Raw genomic sequence first — 13,558 nt, forward strand, 5'->3', positions numbered from 1 at the left:
CTTTCTTCACGCTGTTCTGGAAAAGCCGCTGGTTCGCCAGCGGCTTTTTCTTTGTAGCGATGCCGGCGACCACGCCGCTGCATCGCGACCCCGTCTTCACAACGGCATGAATAGGCTGGCGTCCCCATCCATTGCAGCACCGGAGACCGCCATGAAGATTCGCCCGATCACCACGCCTCTGCTGGCTGCTTCCCTGCTGCTGGCGCTGGCTGCCTGCAAGGGCCCGGAAGCCGAACAGGCCAAGCAGGACGCGCAGCAGGCCGCCGACAGTGCCGGCGCTGCCGCCCGCGACGCCGTGGACAAGGCCGCCGCCGCGACCCGCGAAGCCGCCGACAAGACGGCCGCCGCCTCCGAGCAGGCCGCGGCCGACACCCAGCAGGCCCTGGACAAGGCCGCAGACGCCACCGCCAACGCCGCCGACAAGGCCAAGGACGCGGCGACCGATGCCGCTGCCCACGCCAGTGACGCAACTGCCGATGCCGCGCAGAAGGTCGCCGACAAGGCACGCGATGTCGCCAATGACGCGAAGGCGAACGCCGCCAAGGAAGAAGCCAAGCACTGAGGCGCTTAGCGACGTCGTATCAGCCGGGCATGGGCCCGGCGCTACAGGAAAGCCGCGGCGCCGCCGCGGCTTTTCTGCTTTTCGCTCTCTGCCCGCGGGCAGGTGGCGCAGGGGCGCAAGCGGCATGGATGGCGCGCCCGGGCCTGCACGGACGTATGCACGGCGCCCCCTTACGGCAGCGCACGCGCCAGCATTGCCGACAGATCCACGCCCGCCGGCAGCGTCCCGAACGCCAGGCCATGCTCCCACTGCAGCCGGCTGCGCACGAACGCCTCGGCCATCGGGCTGCGCGCACGCAGCAGCAGCGCCGCCTGCAGCAGCAGCGCAGTGCGCTCGCAGAACGTCCGTGCCTGCGACTCGTCGGGCGCCGGCGCCGCTGCCCAACGCTGCAGCGCTGCCGCGTAGCGCGCATCACGATCGGCCACCGCCGCCAGCTCAGCGCGCAGCGCCGCCAGCGTCTCCGGTTCGCGTGCCAGCGCGCGCAGCACGTCCAGGCACTGGATGTTGCCGCTGCCTTCCCAGATCGAATTCAACGGTGCCTGCCGGTACAACCGCGGCAGCATTGATTCCTCCACATAGCCCGCTCCGCCCAGGCATTCCTGCGCTTCGTTGACGAAGGCCGGTGCGCGCTTGCACAGCCAGTACTTGCCCAGGGCCGTTCCCAGCCGCGCCAGCGCGGCCTCGTTGGCATCCACGGCGGCGCGGTCCACCGCACGTGCGATGCGCATCGACAGCACCGTGGCTGCTTCCGATTCCAGCGCCAGGTCGGCCAGCACGTTGGTCATCAACGGGTGCTCGACCAGCAGCTTGCCGAAGGTGCGGCGATGGCGTGCGTGGTGCAGCGCCTGGGCCAGCGCCATGCGCATTTCCGCTGCGGCGCCCAGCATGCAATCCAGGCGGGTCATCATCACCATGCCGATGATGGTGGCGACGCCGCGCCCTTCGTCGCCCACACGCCAGGCCTGCGCACCGCAGAACTCGACTTCGCTGGAGGCATTGGCCCAGTCGCCGAGCTTGTCCTTCAACCGCATCAACCGGAATGCGTTGCGGTCACCGTCGGCCAACCGGCGCGGCATCAACAGGCAGGTCAGCCCGCCCGGCGCCTGCGCCAGCACCAGGAAGCCATCGCACATCGGTGCGGAAAAGAACCACTTGTGGCCGACCAGGCGATAGCGCTCGCCATCGATCGGTTCGGCGCGCGTGCTGTTGGCGCGCACATCCGAGCCGCCCTGCTTCTCGGTCATGCCCATGCCCAGGGTGATGCCGCCCTTGTCGGCCACCGGCACGTCGCGCGGGTCATAGACCGGCGCCGCGGCCTTGCGTGCCCACTCGGCCAGGTGCGGCTGCGTGCACAGCACCGCCACTGCCGCGTGGGTCATCGTCAGCGGGCAGCTGGTGCCGGCCTCGGCCTGGTGATGCAGGTAGCTCAGCACCGCACGCGCGACGTGCGCGCCAGGCTGCGGCTCGTGCCAGGACAGTCCGGCCACGCCGTGCGATTTGGCCGTGCCCATCAACTGGTGATAGGCCGGATGGAACTCCACCGTGTCGATGCGATGGCCCTGCGCATCATGCGTACGCAGGCGCGGGCGATCGCGGTTGGCATCGAAGCCGAGCCGGTACAGCTCGTCACCGGCCAACCCGCCATAAACATCCAGTCGCGGTGCGAAGCTGCCAGCGCCCTCGCGCTGCACGGCTTCCATCAGCGCCACGTCGTCGGTCCACAACTGGCGCCCCGCGAACGGCGGTGGCTGGTTCAGCACCACATGCGTTTCAAACGGCGCGTTGCTGTCGAAGCGGGGTCCACTCATCCGGTCCATCCTGGCGCCAAGAAGTCTGCGGCCCGATTGTGCCGCATGATCCGCCAAGCCCGTGTTCAGGCCGGTTCTCACTGCGTGCACGAGGCGCAGGCCACAGTGGGCCCATGGCAGGCAATGACGATCTGGTGGTGCTGCGCCCGGAGGGGCTGTACTGCGCCGCCGGCGATTTCCATATCGATCCCTGGCGACCGGTGCCGCGTGCGGTGATCACCCATGGCCACGGCGATCACGCACGCCCCGGCATGGGTGAATACCACTGCAGCGAAGGCAGCCTGCCGATCCTGCGCTGGCGCCTGGGCGACGTGCAGGTGCAGGCGCATGCCGAAGGCGTGCCATTCGGCCTGGGCCGGGTGCAGGTATCGCTGCATCCGGCCGGACACGTGCTCGGCTCCTCGCAGGTGCGCATCGACGACGGCCGGCAGGTCTGGGTGGCCTCGGGCGACTACAAGCGCCAGCCCGACCCGACCTGCGCGCCGTTCGAGGTGGTGCCCTGCGATACCTTCATCACCGAAGCCACCTTCGCCCTGCCCATCTACCGCTGGCCGGACACGCCGGCGGTGGCGGCCGAGATCGTGGCGTGGCGCCGCGAATGCGAACAACGCGGCGAGGCTGCGATCCTGCTGTGCTACGCGCTCGGCAAGGCACAGCGCGTGCTTGCCGAGCTGCTGCCGCTGGACGACCGCCCGGCCTGGCTGCACGGTGCCATCGCCAACGGCGTGGCGGTCTACCGGCAGGCGGGCGTGCCCCTGCTGGAGACGCACACGGTCGCCGAACAGGGACGCCAGCCGGATGCGGCCGGCCAGCTGATCCTGGCGCCGCCGTCGGCGGCAGGCACGCCGTGGATGCGTCGTTTCGGCCGCCACCAGCTCGGCTTTGCCTCCGGCTGGATGCAGCTTCGCGGCAACCGGCGGCGTCGCAATGTCGATCGCGGCTTCGTCATTTCCGATCACGCCGACTGGCCGGCGCTGCTGCAGACCATTGAACAGACCGGCGCGCGCCGGGTGATCGCCACGCACGGCAACACCGATGCGTTGATTCCCTTCCTGCGCGAGCGCGGCGTGGCCGCCGAAGCCTTCCGCACGGATTTCGGGAGCGAGGAATGAAGGCCTTCGCTGCGCTTTACCAACGGCTGGACCGCAGTACCGCCACGCTGGACAAGCGTGCGGCGCTGGTCGATTACTTCCGCCAGGCAGGGGCGCATGACGCGGCATGGGCGCTGTACCTGCTCAGCGGTGGCAAGGTAGGTGGCGCACGCCGCAAGATCGCCGCCAGCGGCGAACTGCGCGCCTGGATCGCCGACGCATCGGGGCTGCCCCCGTGGCTGGTGGAAGACAGCTATGCGCAGGTGGGCGACCTGGCCGAAACGCTGACCCTGCTGCTGGATGATCCGAAACAGCCGGCGCCCGACCGCCCCCTGTCCGAATGGATCGAACAGCACCTGCTGGCGGTGGCCAACCAGCCCGAACCGGTCCGCCGTGCGGCGGTCGTCGCAGGCTGGACGCAGCTCTGCAGCAGCGAACGCCTGGTGTTCAACAAGCTGCTGACCGGCGCCCTGCGCGTAGGCGTTTCGCAGAGACTGGTGCAGCAGGCGCTGGCCGAGTGGTCCGGCCTGGACATCGCACGCATCGCCCAGCGCATGCTCGGCGAGTGGGTGCCCTCGCCCGGACTGCTGGCTCAGTTGCTGTCACCGGACGAGCTGCCGCTGGACCGGCAACAGCCCTACCCGTTCTTCCTCGCCTCGCCACTGGAAAGCGAACCTGCGGAGCGCCTCGGGCCGATCGGCGATTGGCTGCTGGAATGGAAATGGGACGGCATCCGTCTGCAGCTGCTGCGCCGGCGTGGTGAGGTCGCGCTCTGGTCACGCGGTGAGGAGCGGCTGGATGGCCGCTTTCCCGAGATCGAGCAGGCCGCGATGGCGCTGCCCGACGGCTGCGTGCTGGACGGTGAGCTGCTGGCCTGGGACGAGGCCGCCAACCTGCCGCGCGCATTCACCGCATTGCAGACCCGCATCCAGCGTCGCAAGCCCGGTGCAGCGACCCTGCGCAACACGCCGGTGCGCGTGCTGGCCTATGACCTGCTGGAGCAGGATGGCGTTGACCTGCGTGAGCTGCCCCTGCAGGAGCGGCGCACCCGGCTCGCCAGCGTCCTCGGTGCGCTGGCGGATGCGCGGATCCAGCTGTCGCCCGAGGTTGCCGCTGACGACTGGCCGCATGCCGCCGCACTGCGCGACGTCGCGCGCGAACGCGGGGTGGAAGGACTGATGCTGAAGCGGCGGCTGTCCGCTTACCAGGCCGGCCGCCGACGCGGCGACTGGTGGAAGTGGAAGGTCGATCCACTCACGATCGATGCGGTGCTGCTGTACGCCCAGGCCGGGCACGGGCGGCGCAGCACGCTGTATACCGACTACACCTTCGGCGTGTGGGACGGCGAGACGCTGGTGCCGGTGGCCAAGGCGTACTCGGGGCTGGACGACAAGGAGATTCTCGCGCTCGATCGCTGGATCCGCGCCAACACGCGCGAGCGCTTCGGACCGGTGCGAAGCGTGCGCGCCGAACAGGTGTTCGAACTGGGCTTCGAGGCAGTCAACCGCAGCAGCCGCCACAAGTCGGGCATCGCCGTGCGTTTTCCGCGCATCCTGCGCTGGCGCCAGGACAAGCCGGCCAGCGAGGCCGATCAGCTGGCCACGCTGCAGGCGCTGGCCCGATGAAGCGCAGCCAGGCGCTGCGCCGGCTGGAAGACTGGTTCGCGGCCCAAGGCTGGCGTTCGCTGCCGTTCCAGCGCGCAATGTGGCGGCACTACCTTGCCGGCGAATCCGGATTGCTGCATACGCCCACCGGCAGCGGCAAGACGCTGGCGATGTTCGGCGGTCCCCTGCTGCAGGCGATGATCGATCCACCGCCGCTGCCCCGGCGCGCAAGCGCGGTGCGCCCGCTGCAGGTGCTGTGGGTAACGCCCCTGCGCGCGTTGGCCAGTGACACCGCACGCGCGCTACAGGCGGTCGTCGACGGGCTGGGACTGGGATGGCGCGTGGGACTTCGCAGCGGTGACGCCAGCAACCGCGAACGGCGGCAGGCACGCGAGGGCCGCATCGACGTCCTGGTGACCACGCCCGAATCGCTGGCGCTGCTGCTGAGCTATCCCGATACGCTCGCACGCATGCGCCAGCTGCGCTGCGTGGTGGTGGACGAGTGGCATGAACTGCTGGGCAACAAGCGGGGTGTGCTGCTGCAGCTGAACCTGGCGCTGCTGCGCGACACCGCCCCCGCGCTGCAGCTGTGGGGGCTCTCGGCCACGCTGGGCAACCTGGATGAAGCCCGTGACGTGCTGCTGCCCGGGCAACCCGACGCACCGATCGTGCAGGGTGTACGCCCGCGTGCGACCACGGTGCGCAGCCTGCTGCCCGAACCCGGTGAACGCTTTCCCTGGGCCGGGCACCTGGGCCTGGCCCAACTGCCGCGGGTGCTGGACGCATTGATGCAGGCACGCAGCAGCCTGCTGTTCACCAACACCCGTGCACAGGCAGAACTGTGGCATCAGGCGCTGGCGTCGGTCTGGCCCGAGCAACAGGACACGCTCGCGCTGCACCACGGTTCGCTGGATCCGGTGCTGCGCCAGCAGGTGGAGGACGGGCTGCGTGCAGGCACGCTGCGCTGCGTGGTCGCCACCTCCAGCCTCGACCTCGGCGTGGACTTTCCCGAGGTCGAACAGGTGCTGCAGCTGGGCAGCCCGAAGGGCGTCGCCCGCCTGCGCCAGCGCGCCGGACGTGCGCGCCATCGTCCCGGTGCCAGCGGCGCGATCCTGTGCGTGCCGAGCCATGCGCTGGAATTGGCCGAGTACGCAGCCGTGCGTCGTGCACTGGCCGAAGGCGTGGTCGAAGCACGCAGGCCGCCGACGCTGTCGCTGGACGTCCTGGCCCAGCATGCGGTCAGCCGCGCCCTGGCCGGTGGCTTCCACGGTGATGCGCTGCTGGCTCAGGTCCGGCGCACCCATGCATTCGCATCCCTGGCCGAGGACCAGTGGCAGGCCGTGCTGACCTTCATCGTGCAGGGGGGCCAGGCCCTGGCCCAGTACCCTGACTTCCACAAGGTCGTGCAGGACGCCGATGGCCGTTACCGGATGCACGACCGGCGCCAGGCACTGCGCCACCGGCTGTCGATCGGCACCATCAGCAGCGATGGCAGCGTGCGCGTGCAGTTCCTGCGCGGGGCCAGCCTCGGCGCCGTGGAGGAACAGTTCGCCAGCCGCCTGCGCCGCGGAGACCGCTTCCAGTTCGCCGGGCGCCTGCTGGAACTGGTGCAGCTGCGCGACATGACCGCTTTCGTGCGATTGGCACACGGGCGCGGTGACGGTGTCGTGCCCCGCTGGCAGGGAGGCCAGCTGCCGCTGTCGATGGCACTCGGCAGCGAACTGGAGTCGGTGCTGTCAGGCGCCGACGACAGTGCCGAAGCGCGCTGGCTGGCACCGCTGCTGGCACTTCAGCAGCAGGTGTCGGCGCTTCCCGGCCCGGACCACGTGCTGCTGGAAGACGTACGCCGCCGCGAAGGCCAGTTCCTGTTCGTCTATCCCTTTGCCGGACGCCACGTGCACGAGGCGCTGGCCGCCCTGTTGGCACTGCGGTGCACCCGCCAGCAGCGCAACAGCATCGGCTATGCCGTGAATGATCACGGCCTGGTGCTGGCGCCGGCGCAGGCGATCGACCTGGACGCGGCGCAATGGCATGCGCTGTTCAGCCCCGATCAGCTGCTGGACGATCTGCGTGCGGCGGTGAACCTGGGCGAGCTGGCGCGGCGCCAGTTCCGTGGCATCGCGCGCGTCGCAGGCCTGCTGGTACCCAGCCTGCCCGGGGGCATGCCACGATCGCTGCGCCAGCTGCAGGCCTCAGCGGGGCTGCTGTACGACGTATTGCGCGAGCATGACCCCGAGCACCTGCTGCTGGCGCTGGCCGAACGCGAAGTGCTGCATGACAGCCTTGACCTGCCGGGGCTACGCCAGGTGCTGGTCCGGATCGGCGCGCGACGCATGTCGATGCAGCGCCCTGCATCGCTCACGCCCCTGGGCTTTCCACTGTGGGCCGAACGCCTGCGCGGGCAGTTCAGCAACGAAGACTGGCGCACCCGCGTGCAACGCGCGGCGCAGCAGCTCGAGCGCCGCCATGGCCGATGAACTACCGCTGCTGCTTGCCGGCGAACCGGTGACCCTGGCGGGCGCGCGCGCACTCTACTGGCCGGCGCGGCAGGCGCTGCTGATCGCGGATCTGCACCTGGGCAAGGCCGATGTGTTCCGCCGCGCCGGCATTGCGCTGCCCCGCGGCGGTACCGGCGAAGACCTGCAGCGACTGCAGTCACTCCTGGACAGGTACGCCTGCCGCGAACTCTGGATCCTCGGCGACATCCTGCATGGACCGGCCCATCGCGCAGCGTGGTACCAGCAATGGCTGGGCTGGCGCGAACGCAATGCCGCACTGGAGGTGCATGTGCTGCGCGGCAACCACGACCGCCAGCTGCCGCATGCCCAGCTGCAGGTGCAGATCCACGAGGAGGTGCGGCTGGCACCGTTCCTGCTGCGCCATGAACCGTGCGCAGACCCGGCGTGGCACGTGATCGCCGGCCACCTGCATCCGCAGGTCGCACTGCCCGCATTGCGCCGCCGCTTCCCGGCCTTCTGGCTGCGCGAACGAATGACGATCCTGCCGGCCTTTTCCGCGTTCACGGCAGGCATCGTGCCAGTGCCCGTCCGCGGCGAACAGATGATCGCCTGCGTGGACAACGGCGTGGTGACCTTGCCAGTGGCGTGAATCAGGCCGGGCGGATGTCCAGCTGCGGCATCACGCGGAACACGGGTGTGTCATCGCCGCGTCGCCGCGGCAGGGCCCGGATGGCTGCCAGCATCTCCTGGGCGCAGGCGCGGATGCGCGGGTGGTGTTCCGGCGATGCATGGCTGATCAGGCTGCCGACGTGGAACTCGAAGACATCCTCCAATACGTCGGGCTGGTCCTCGTGCAGCATCTGCAGCAGTCCGCGCAGCTTGCAGATTTCCGATTCCAGCTCCTCGACCGCGAACAACATGGCATCCTCCTCGTCAACATCAGCGGCGCATCCGGGCCGCAGCGGGCTGCAACGGCAGCGCCGCCCGGGGCCATGCGCGATGTTGATCACGGAAAGGAAAACGGGCGACGCGCAATCGCGTGCCACCCACTTCTCGCATATCCGCGGTGAGATAACCGTTAATTCACGTGACGGAGCAGTTCACGCATTGGCGGTGACCGCACTGATGGGAGGCGCGTCCGCTGCGGTGGCCAGTGCGTCGATGAAGGCCGGATCCAGTGCGAGTGAACCGAACCAGCCGTGCTGTGTTCCGCTCAGCACGCGCAGCATGTGGCCGCGGCCGCCGGGCAGGCGCCCCATCGGGCCCAGCAGGACGTCGCGCGCTTTCGCCCACGCATCGCGATCGGACTGGAACAACGGCGTCAGCCAACGGCTCCAGCGCTGGTAGACCGCCACGTGCGCCCGCCGTTGCGCCTGGTACGCCTGCAACGCTTCGCCCGCTGCGCCATGGGTGCGCACGGCATCGCGCAGCGCCACTGCATCGAGCAGCGCCATGTTCACGCCCTGCCCCAGCTGCGGGCTCATCGAATGGGCGGCATCGCCGGCCAGCACCATGCGGCCCTGGTGCCAGCGTGTCATCACTGCATCCCGGTAGACCGCCCGCGCCAGCTGGCTGGCATCCCGCAGATGAGCGAAGCGCGCACTGGCCTGTGGCCACAGCGCGTGCAGCTCGCCCAGCCAGGGCGCCATGCCATCGGCCTGCCAACGCTCGAAGTCGGCGCGCGGCAGGCTCCAGAAGAAGCTCAGGCGCGGCGTATCGTCACCGGGCCGGGTGCCTACCGGCAGCAGCCCGATCATCTTGCGCGCGGCCACGTAGCGCTGCCGCAGTTCCTGCAGGTGCGGCCAGTCCTCGGCCGGCAGCAGGCACCACAACGCCCCCCACGGATACACGCGATCCAGGCCGGTACCGCCTTCGATCGTGCCGCGCAGCGTCGAGGCCGCGCCGTCGGCGGCCACCACCAGGTCGAACGGGCCGTGCACGCGCCCCTCGCTGTCGCGCAGGCGGCCCTGCCCGGCATCCACCGTGGCGATGGTGGTCCCGGCATGCAGCTGGCCCGCGCCCGCACGTGCTTCGTCCAGCAGCGAGAACAGCGCACCGCGCTGCATGCCGAGCCCGTGCAGGCGCACGTCCAGGCCCTCATAGCGCATGTCCATCACGGCGCGTTCGCACGGCGTATCGCCGTACAAGCGGTGCACCGGCGCGGCATGCGCACGCACCGCATCCAGCAGGCCCATCTGCCACAGCACCTGCAGGCCGCTCGGCTGCAGCAGGAAGCCGGCCCCGACCGGCCCGGGCGCGGGCACGCGTTCAAAGATCTCCACCTCGTGGCCGTCACGGGTGAGCAGGATGGACACAGCCTGTCCAGCGGTGCCGTAGCCGATCACGGCGATGCGCAGTCGTTCCTTCATGGCTGCATTGTGCCCGAGGCGGATGGATCGCGAACGGACTGCGTGCACCCGGCAAAAAAAAACCCCGCCGGAGCGGGGTTTTCAACGCACTGTCGAGTGGGTCACTCGGCCGGCGTGATGTTCGAAGCCTGGGCGCCCTTCGGGCCCTGGGTCACGTCATAGGTGACACGCTGGCCTTCCTGCAGGCTGCGGAAGCCCTTGGAGTTGATGGCGGAGAAGTGCGCGAACACGTCGGCGCTGCCATCCTCCGGCGAGATGAAGCCAAATCCCTTGGCGTCGTTGAACCACTTGACGGTACCGTTCGGCATGGTGATGCGAGACCTTATGCAATGAATGGGTGGTGTACGCTGAACCCGCGCACAAGCTGAGTATGCAAAGCTTGCTCGGCGAAGACAATCACCCCCGTGCCAATTCGCCCACCAGTTCCGGAAGTCCGTTGCTGGCCGCCTGGACGTTGGCCAGCACTTCGGCCATCGTGATTTCCTCGCCATCACCGCAGCCGGCGGCCCAGTTGGCGACGATCGCCAGGCAGGCGTAATCCAGCCCCAGCTCCCGTGCCAGCGCGGCCTCCGGCATGCCGGTCATGCCCACCAGGTCGCAGCCGTCGCGGCGCATGCGGGCGATCTCGGCGATGGTTTCCAGGCGCGGGCCCTGCGTCGCGCCGTAGCAGCCACCGTCATGGACCGTGACGCCGGTCACTCTGGCCGCGGCTAGGATCTTGCTGCGCAGCATCGGCGTGTACGGATGGCCGAAATCGACGTGGACCACGTCGGTGCCCTCTTCTTCACAGATCGTGCTGATGCGGCCCCAGGTGTAGTCGATGATCTGGTCCGGGCAGGCCAGCACGCGCGGACCAAAGTTCTCGGTGATGCCACCCACCGTGTTCAATGCCAGCACCCGCTGCGCGCCCAGCTGCTGCAGCGCGGCCAGATTGGCGCGGTAGTTGACCTTGTGCGGCGGCAGTGAATGGCCCTCGCCATGCCGCGCCAGGAACGCCACGCGATGGCCGAGCAGCGTGCCCACGCGCACCGGGCCGGACGGGCGGCCAAAGCGGGTGTCGACCTCGTGGGTCTGCACGTCGTCGAGCTTGGCCAGGTTGTAGACACCGGTACCGCCGATCACGGCCAGGGCGATCTGTTGCATTCAAAGCACTCCATGGAAAGACGAACGCCGGCACCCGAGGATGCCGGCGGTGGAAGAAGACGCGTCGCAGGCAGCTGCGCCGTTACTCCTTCATTGCGTAGATCGCCGGCACGCAGCGCAGGGTCTCGTTGACGTCCATGCCGAAGCCGAAGACGTAACGGTCCGGCAGTTCGATGCCGGCGTAGTCGGCGGTCACGTCCGGCAGCGCGCGGTCGTGCTTCTTCACCGTCATCGCCGCGATGCGCACGTCGGTCGCGCCCTGTTCCAGGCACCAGGTGCGCACGCCCTGCAGGGTGTAGCCCTCGTCGAGGATGTCATCGACCAGCAGCACGCGGCGGCCGAACAACGACGTGGCCGGCTTGTGCTTCCAGACCAGGTCGCCGCCGGTGGTTTCGCCGCGGTAACGGGTGGCATGCAGGTAATCGAACTGCACGTCCTGGCCACGCGCGCCCAGTTCCAGCGCCAGCTGGCCGGCGAACGGCAGCGCACCGTGCATGATCGACAGGAACAGCGGCACCTCGCCCTTGTAATCGCGCGCGATGGCGTCGGCGATCGCTGCGATGGCCTTGTCGATGGTGGGGCGGTCGACCAGCAGGTCAGCCTGGGCCAGGGCCTGGGAAATGGTGAGGTTGGGCATCAGACGGTTCTTCCAAGGGTTTCAAGCAGACGGGATTGGGTGTCGCCATGGCGGGCATCGGCCAGCAGGCCGTCCCAGCCGAGCGCGCCGCGGCCCAGCAGGCCCAGCAGCGCAGCAGTGTTCAGAGCGCGTCCCTGCACGGCGTGCAGGGCTTCGTCGACCAGTTCCGGGTGGCAGACCAGCACCACGTCGCAGCCCGCATCCAGATGCGCGTGCACGCGTGCCGGCACGCCACCGGCGCTGTGCGAGGCGGCCATGCCGATGTCATCGGAGAACACCACGCCACGGAAACCGAGCTCGCCACGCAGGATGTCCTGGATCCAGCGCGGTGAGTAGCCGGCGGGCTCCGGTGCCACCTGCGGATAGATCACGTGCGCCATCATCACCGCGTCGGCACCGGCGGCGATGCCGGCCTGGAACGGCACCAGGTCCTGGCCGCGCAGTTCGTCCAGCGCGCGCGGATCGATCGCGGTATCGACGTGGGTGTCTTCCAGCACGGTGCCGTGGCCGGGGAAATGCTTGAGCGTGGCGGCCATGCCGACCGCGTGCATGCCGCGCACATAGGCGGCGGTGAACGCGGCCACCACCTGCGGGTCTTCACTGAAGGCACGGTTGCCGATGGCGCGGTTGCCACGGCCCAGGTCGACCACCGGCGCGAAGCTCAGGTCCACGCCGCTGGCGCGCACTTCGCTGGCCATCAGCCAGGCGTGCTGCTCGGCCAGCGCCAGCGCCTGCTGCGGATCGGTGGCGTACAGCGCCCCGATGTCCTGCAGCGGCGGCAGCGCACTGTAGCCCTCGCGGAAACGCTGCACGCGGCCTCCTTCCTGGTCCACGCAGATCAGCTGTGGGCGCGGGGCAGCGGCACGGATCGCCGCACTCAGATCGGTCACCTGCTGGCGCGAGGCGAAGTTGCGCTTGAACAGCACCACTCCGGCCACGGCATCGTGCTGCAGCCAGTCACGTTCCTGGGCGGTCAGTTCGGTGCCGGCAACGCCGATCAGCAGCATGGTCGATCTCCACAACACGCGCCCGCATGGCGCAGTGCCGCATTGTCGCAGAACCGGCCGACAGGCGCAGGGGTCACAACAAGGGGGAAGCGTGTGGGGTCAGAGCCCCTGCGGGCACCTGACCCCGGGGCCGGATCCCCGCAGGGCGCTGCCCCCGATCTGCTCAGACCTTGCAGCCGTCCGGGCCGCAGGCCTCGTCCCCGTCAGCCGGGCTGGCCGCAGCCCCCTGCTCGGCGGCGATCTGGCGCAGCGCGTTGGCGAAGGCCTCGGGCGGCTGTGCCCCGGAAATGGCCCACTTTCCATCAATGACGAAGGTCGGCACCGAGGAAACGCCCAGTGCATGGGCCTGGCCGAGCTTGGCTTCGACCTCGGCCAGGCCGCGGTCAGAGGCCAGCATCTGCGCGATTTCGCCAGCGTCGAGGCCACCTGCCACGCCGGCCTTGATCAGCACCGAGGGGTCCGCCAGGTTCTGGCCATGCTCGAAGTGGGCGCGGAACAGCGCCTCGCCGACCGCGTCCTGCACGCCATGCTCGCCCGCCAACCACAGCAACCGGTGGGCCGGCAGCGTGGTCACCCGCACCTGGCCACGGCTGAAGTCCATCGGCAGGCCCTCGGCCCGCGCGGTGGTCTGGGTCTGGCCGAGGATCTGCTCGGTGCGCTCGACGCCACCGAACTTGCGCACGTATGCCTCGCGCAGCGGCACCGGGGTAGCGTCCGCATCCGGGTCCAGCTGGAACGGCTGCCAGTGGATATCGAGGTCAGGCGCGTTCTCGCCCAGCAACTGCACGCCCTGCTGGAAACGATGCTTGCCGATCCAGCACCAGGGGCAGACCACGTCGGAGTAGATGTCGATTCTCATCCCCACCACATGGGGCCCG

General features: G+C 69.4%; 13 protein-coding genes. 5 read left to right on the forward strand and 8 right to left on the reverse strand.

Going from position 1 to position 13,558, the window contains the following annotated elements:
• Positions 1–151 precede the first annotated feature (151 nt).
• Complete coding sequence (locus NSQ78_RS15970) at positions 152–562, forward strand: hypothetical protein (protein WP_049467900.1); 411 nt, start codon at positions 152–154, stop codon at positions 560–562.
• Between the two features lie 170 nt (positions 563–732).
• On the opposite strand, the gene NSQ78_RS15975 is transcribed toward NSQ78_RS15970, so the two are convergent.
• Positions 733–2,370 (reverse strand): acyl-CoA dehydrogenase family protein, encoded by a 1,638-nt coding sequence (locus NSQ78_RS15975; protein WP_064238976.1) that lies wholly within the window; start codon positions 2,368–2,370, stop codon positions 733–735.
• A 113-nt stretch (positions 2,371–2,483) separates the two neighbouring features.
• On the opposite strand from NSQ78_RS15975, the gene NSQ78_RS15980 reads away from it, so the two are divergent.
• From NSQ78_RS15980 to pdeM, 4 genes are read left to right on the forward strand one after another with little or no spacing between them, the layout of a single operon-like run.
• Positions 2,484–3,482 carry a ligase-associated DNA damage response exonuclease gene (locus NSQ78_RS15980; RefSeq protein WP_049467895.1) on the forward strand — a complete coding sequence of 333 codons (999 nt, stop codon included), beginning with the start codon at positions 2,484–2,486 and terminating at the stop codon, positions 3,480–3,482.
• A complete protein-coding gene (locus tag NSQ78_RS15985) occupies positions 3,479–5,086 on the forward strand; it encodes an ATP-dependent DNA ligase (protein WP_064238977.1) in 1,608 nt (535 codons plus the stop codon). Before NSQ78_RS15980 ends, NSQ78_RS15985 begins: the two co-directional genes overlap by 4 nt.
• The gene (locus NSQ78_RS15990; protein ID WP_064238978.1) at positions 5,083–7,542 is read left to right on the forward strand and encodes a ligase-associated DNA damage response DEXH box helicase; all 2,460 of its coding nucleotides are present in this window, start codon (positions 5,083–5,085) and stop codon (positions 7,540–7,542) included. The genes NSQ78_RS15985 and NSQ78_RS15990 overlap by 4 nt, the downstream gene beginning before the upstream one ends.
• Positions 7,532–8,173, forward strand: coding sequence for a ligase-associated DNA damage response endonuclease PdeM (gene pdeM / locus NSQ78_RS15995; protein WP_049467890.1), 642 nt, complete (start codon positions 7,532–7,534; stop codon positions 8,171–8,173). Before NSQ78_RS15990 ends, pdeM begins: the two co-directional genes overlap by 11 nt.
• Before the next feature lies 1 nt (position 8,174).
• Here pdeM and NSQ78_RS16000 read toward each other — a convergent pair whose 3' ends face one another.
• The 7 genes from NSQ78_RS16000 to NSQ78_RS16030 all read right to left on the reverse strand — a co-directional run bounded on the left by NSQ78_RS16000 (position 8,175) and on the right by NSQ78_RS16030 (position 13,539).
• Positions 8,175–8,444: a hypothetical protein gene (locus NSQ78_RS16000; protein WP_049467888.1), complete on the reverse strand. Its 270-nt coding sequence runs from the start codon at positions 8,442–8,444 to the stop codon at positions 8,175–8,177.
• 180 nt (positions 8,445–8,624) lie between these two features.
• Complete coding sequence (locus NSQ78_RS16005; RefSeq protein WP_064238979.1) at positions 8,625–9,893, reverse strand: NAD(P)/FAD-dependent oxidoreductase; 1,269 nt, start codon at positions 9,891–9,893, stop codon at positions 8,625–8,627.
• Between the two features lie 101 nt (positions 9,894–9,994).
• Positions 9,995–10,201, reverse strand: a complete 207-nt coding sequence (locus NSQ78_RS16010; protein ID WP_005410590.1) for a cold-shock protein — start codon at positions 10,199–10,201, stop codon at positions 9,995–9,997.
• Between the two features lie 88 nt (positions 10,202–10,289).
• Positions 10,290–11,036 carry an S-methyl-5'-thioinosine phosphorylase gene (locus tag NSQ78_RS16015; RefSeq protein WP_049467884.1) on the reverse strand — a complete coding sequence of 249 codons (747 nt, stop codon included), beginning with the start codon at positions 11,034–11,036 and terminating at the stop codon, positions 10,290–10,292.
• Between the two features lie 82 nt (positions 11,037–11,118).
• Positions 11,119–11,673, reverse strand: coding sequence for a hypoxanthine-guanine phosphoribosyltransferase (locus tag NSQ78_RS16020; RefSeq protein WP_005418223.1), 555 nt, complete (start codon positions 11,671–11,673; stop codon positions 11,119–11,121).
• Entirely contained in the window at positions 11,673–12,680 is a 1,008-nt protein-coding gene (gene nagZ, locus NSQ78_RS16025; RefSeq protein WP_064238980.1) for a beta-N-acetylhexosaminidase, read from the reverse strand. The genes NSQ78_RS16020 and nagZ overlap by 1 nt, the downstream gene beginning before the upstream one ends.
• Before the next feature lie 163 nt (positions 12,681–12,843).
• Complete coding sequence (locus tag NSQ78_RS16030; RefSeq protein WP_064238981.1) at positions 12,844–13,539, reverse strand: DsbA family oxidoreductase; 696 nt, start codon at positions 13,537–13,539, stop codon at positions 12,844–12,846.
• Between the last annotated feature and the right edge of the window lie 19 nt (positions 13,540–13,558).

The organism is Stenotrophomonas sp. FSL W7-1447 (genome assembly GCF_037966425.1).
In the GTDB taxonomy this organism is placed as follows: Bacteria; Pseudomonadota; Gammaproteobacteria; order Xanthomonadales; family Xanthomonadaceae; genus Stenotrophomonas; species Stenotrophomonas pavanii.

What these genes read in the sequence shown, in the direction of transcription:
- NSQ78_RS16020 (WP_005418223.1), bottom strand. Translation starts at nt 11,673, where the DNA reads ATGCCCAACCTCACCATTTCCCAGGCCCTGGCCCAGGCTGACCTGCTG.
- NSQ78_RS16010 (WP_005410590.1), bottom strand. Translation starts at nt 10,201, where the DNA reads ATGCCGAACGGTACCGTCAAGTGGTTCAACGACGCCAAGGGATTTGGC.
- NSQ78_RS16005 (WP_064238979.1), bottom strand. Translation starts at nt 9,893, where the DNA reads ATGAAGGAACGACTGCGCATCGCCGTGATCGGCTACGGCACCGCTGGA.
- NSQ78_RS16030 (WP_064238981.1), bottom strand. Translation starts at nt 13,539, where the DNA reads ATGAGAATCGACATCTACTCCGACGTGGTCTGCCCCTGGTGCTGGATC.
- NSQ78_RS16000 (WP_049467888.1), bottom strand. Translation starts at nt 8,444, where the DNA reads ATGTTGTTCGCGGTCGAGGAGCTGGAATCGGAAATCTGCAAGCTGCGC.
- NSQ78_RS15980 (WP_049467895.1), top strand. Translation starts at nt 2,484, where the DNA reads ATGGCAGGCAATGACGATCTGGTGGTGCTGCGCCCGGAGGGGCTGTAC.
- NSQ78_RS15985 (WP_064238977.1), top strand. Translation starts at nt 3,479, where the DNA reads ATGAAGGCCTTCGCTGCGCTTTACCAACGGCTGGACCGCAGTACCGCC.
- NSQ78_RS15990 (WP_064238978.1), top strand. Translation starts at nt 5,083, where the DNA reads ATGAAGCGCAGCCAGGCGCTGCGCCGGCTGGAAGACTGGTTCGCGGCC.
- NSQ78_RS16015 (WP_049467884.1), bottom strand. Translation starts at nt 11,036, where the DNA reads ATGCAACAGATCGCCCTGGCCGTGATCGGCGGTACCGGTGTCTACAAC.
- NSQ78_RS15970 (WP_049467900.1), top strand. Translation starts at nt 152, where the DNA reads ATGAAGATTCGCCCGATCACCACGCCTCTGCTGGCTGCTTCCCTGCTG.
- pdeM (WP_049467890.1), top strand. Translation starts at nt 7,532, where the DNA reads ATGGCCGATGAACTACCGCTGCTGCTTGCCGGCGAACCGGTGACCCTG.
- NSQ78_RS15975 (WP_064238976.1), bottom strand. Translation starts at nt 2,370, where the DNA reads ATGAGTGGACCCCGCTTCGACAGCAACGCGCCGTTTGAAACGCATGTG.
- nagZ (WP_064238980.1), bottom strand. Translation starts at nt 12,680, where the DNA reads ATGCTGCTGATCGGCGTTGCCGGCACCGAACTGACCGCCCAGGAACGT.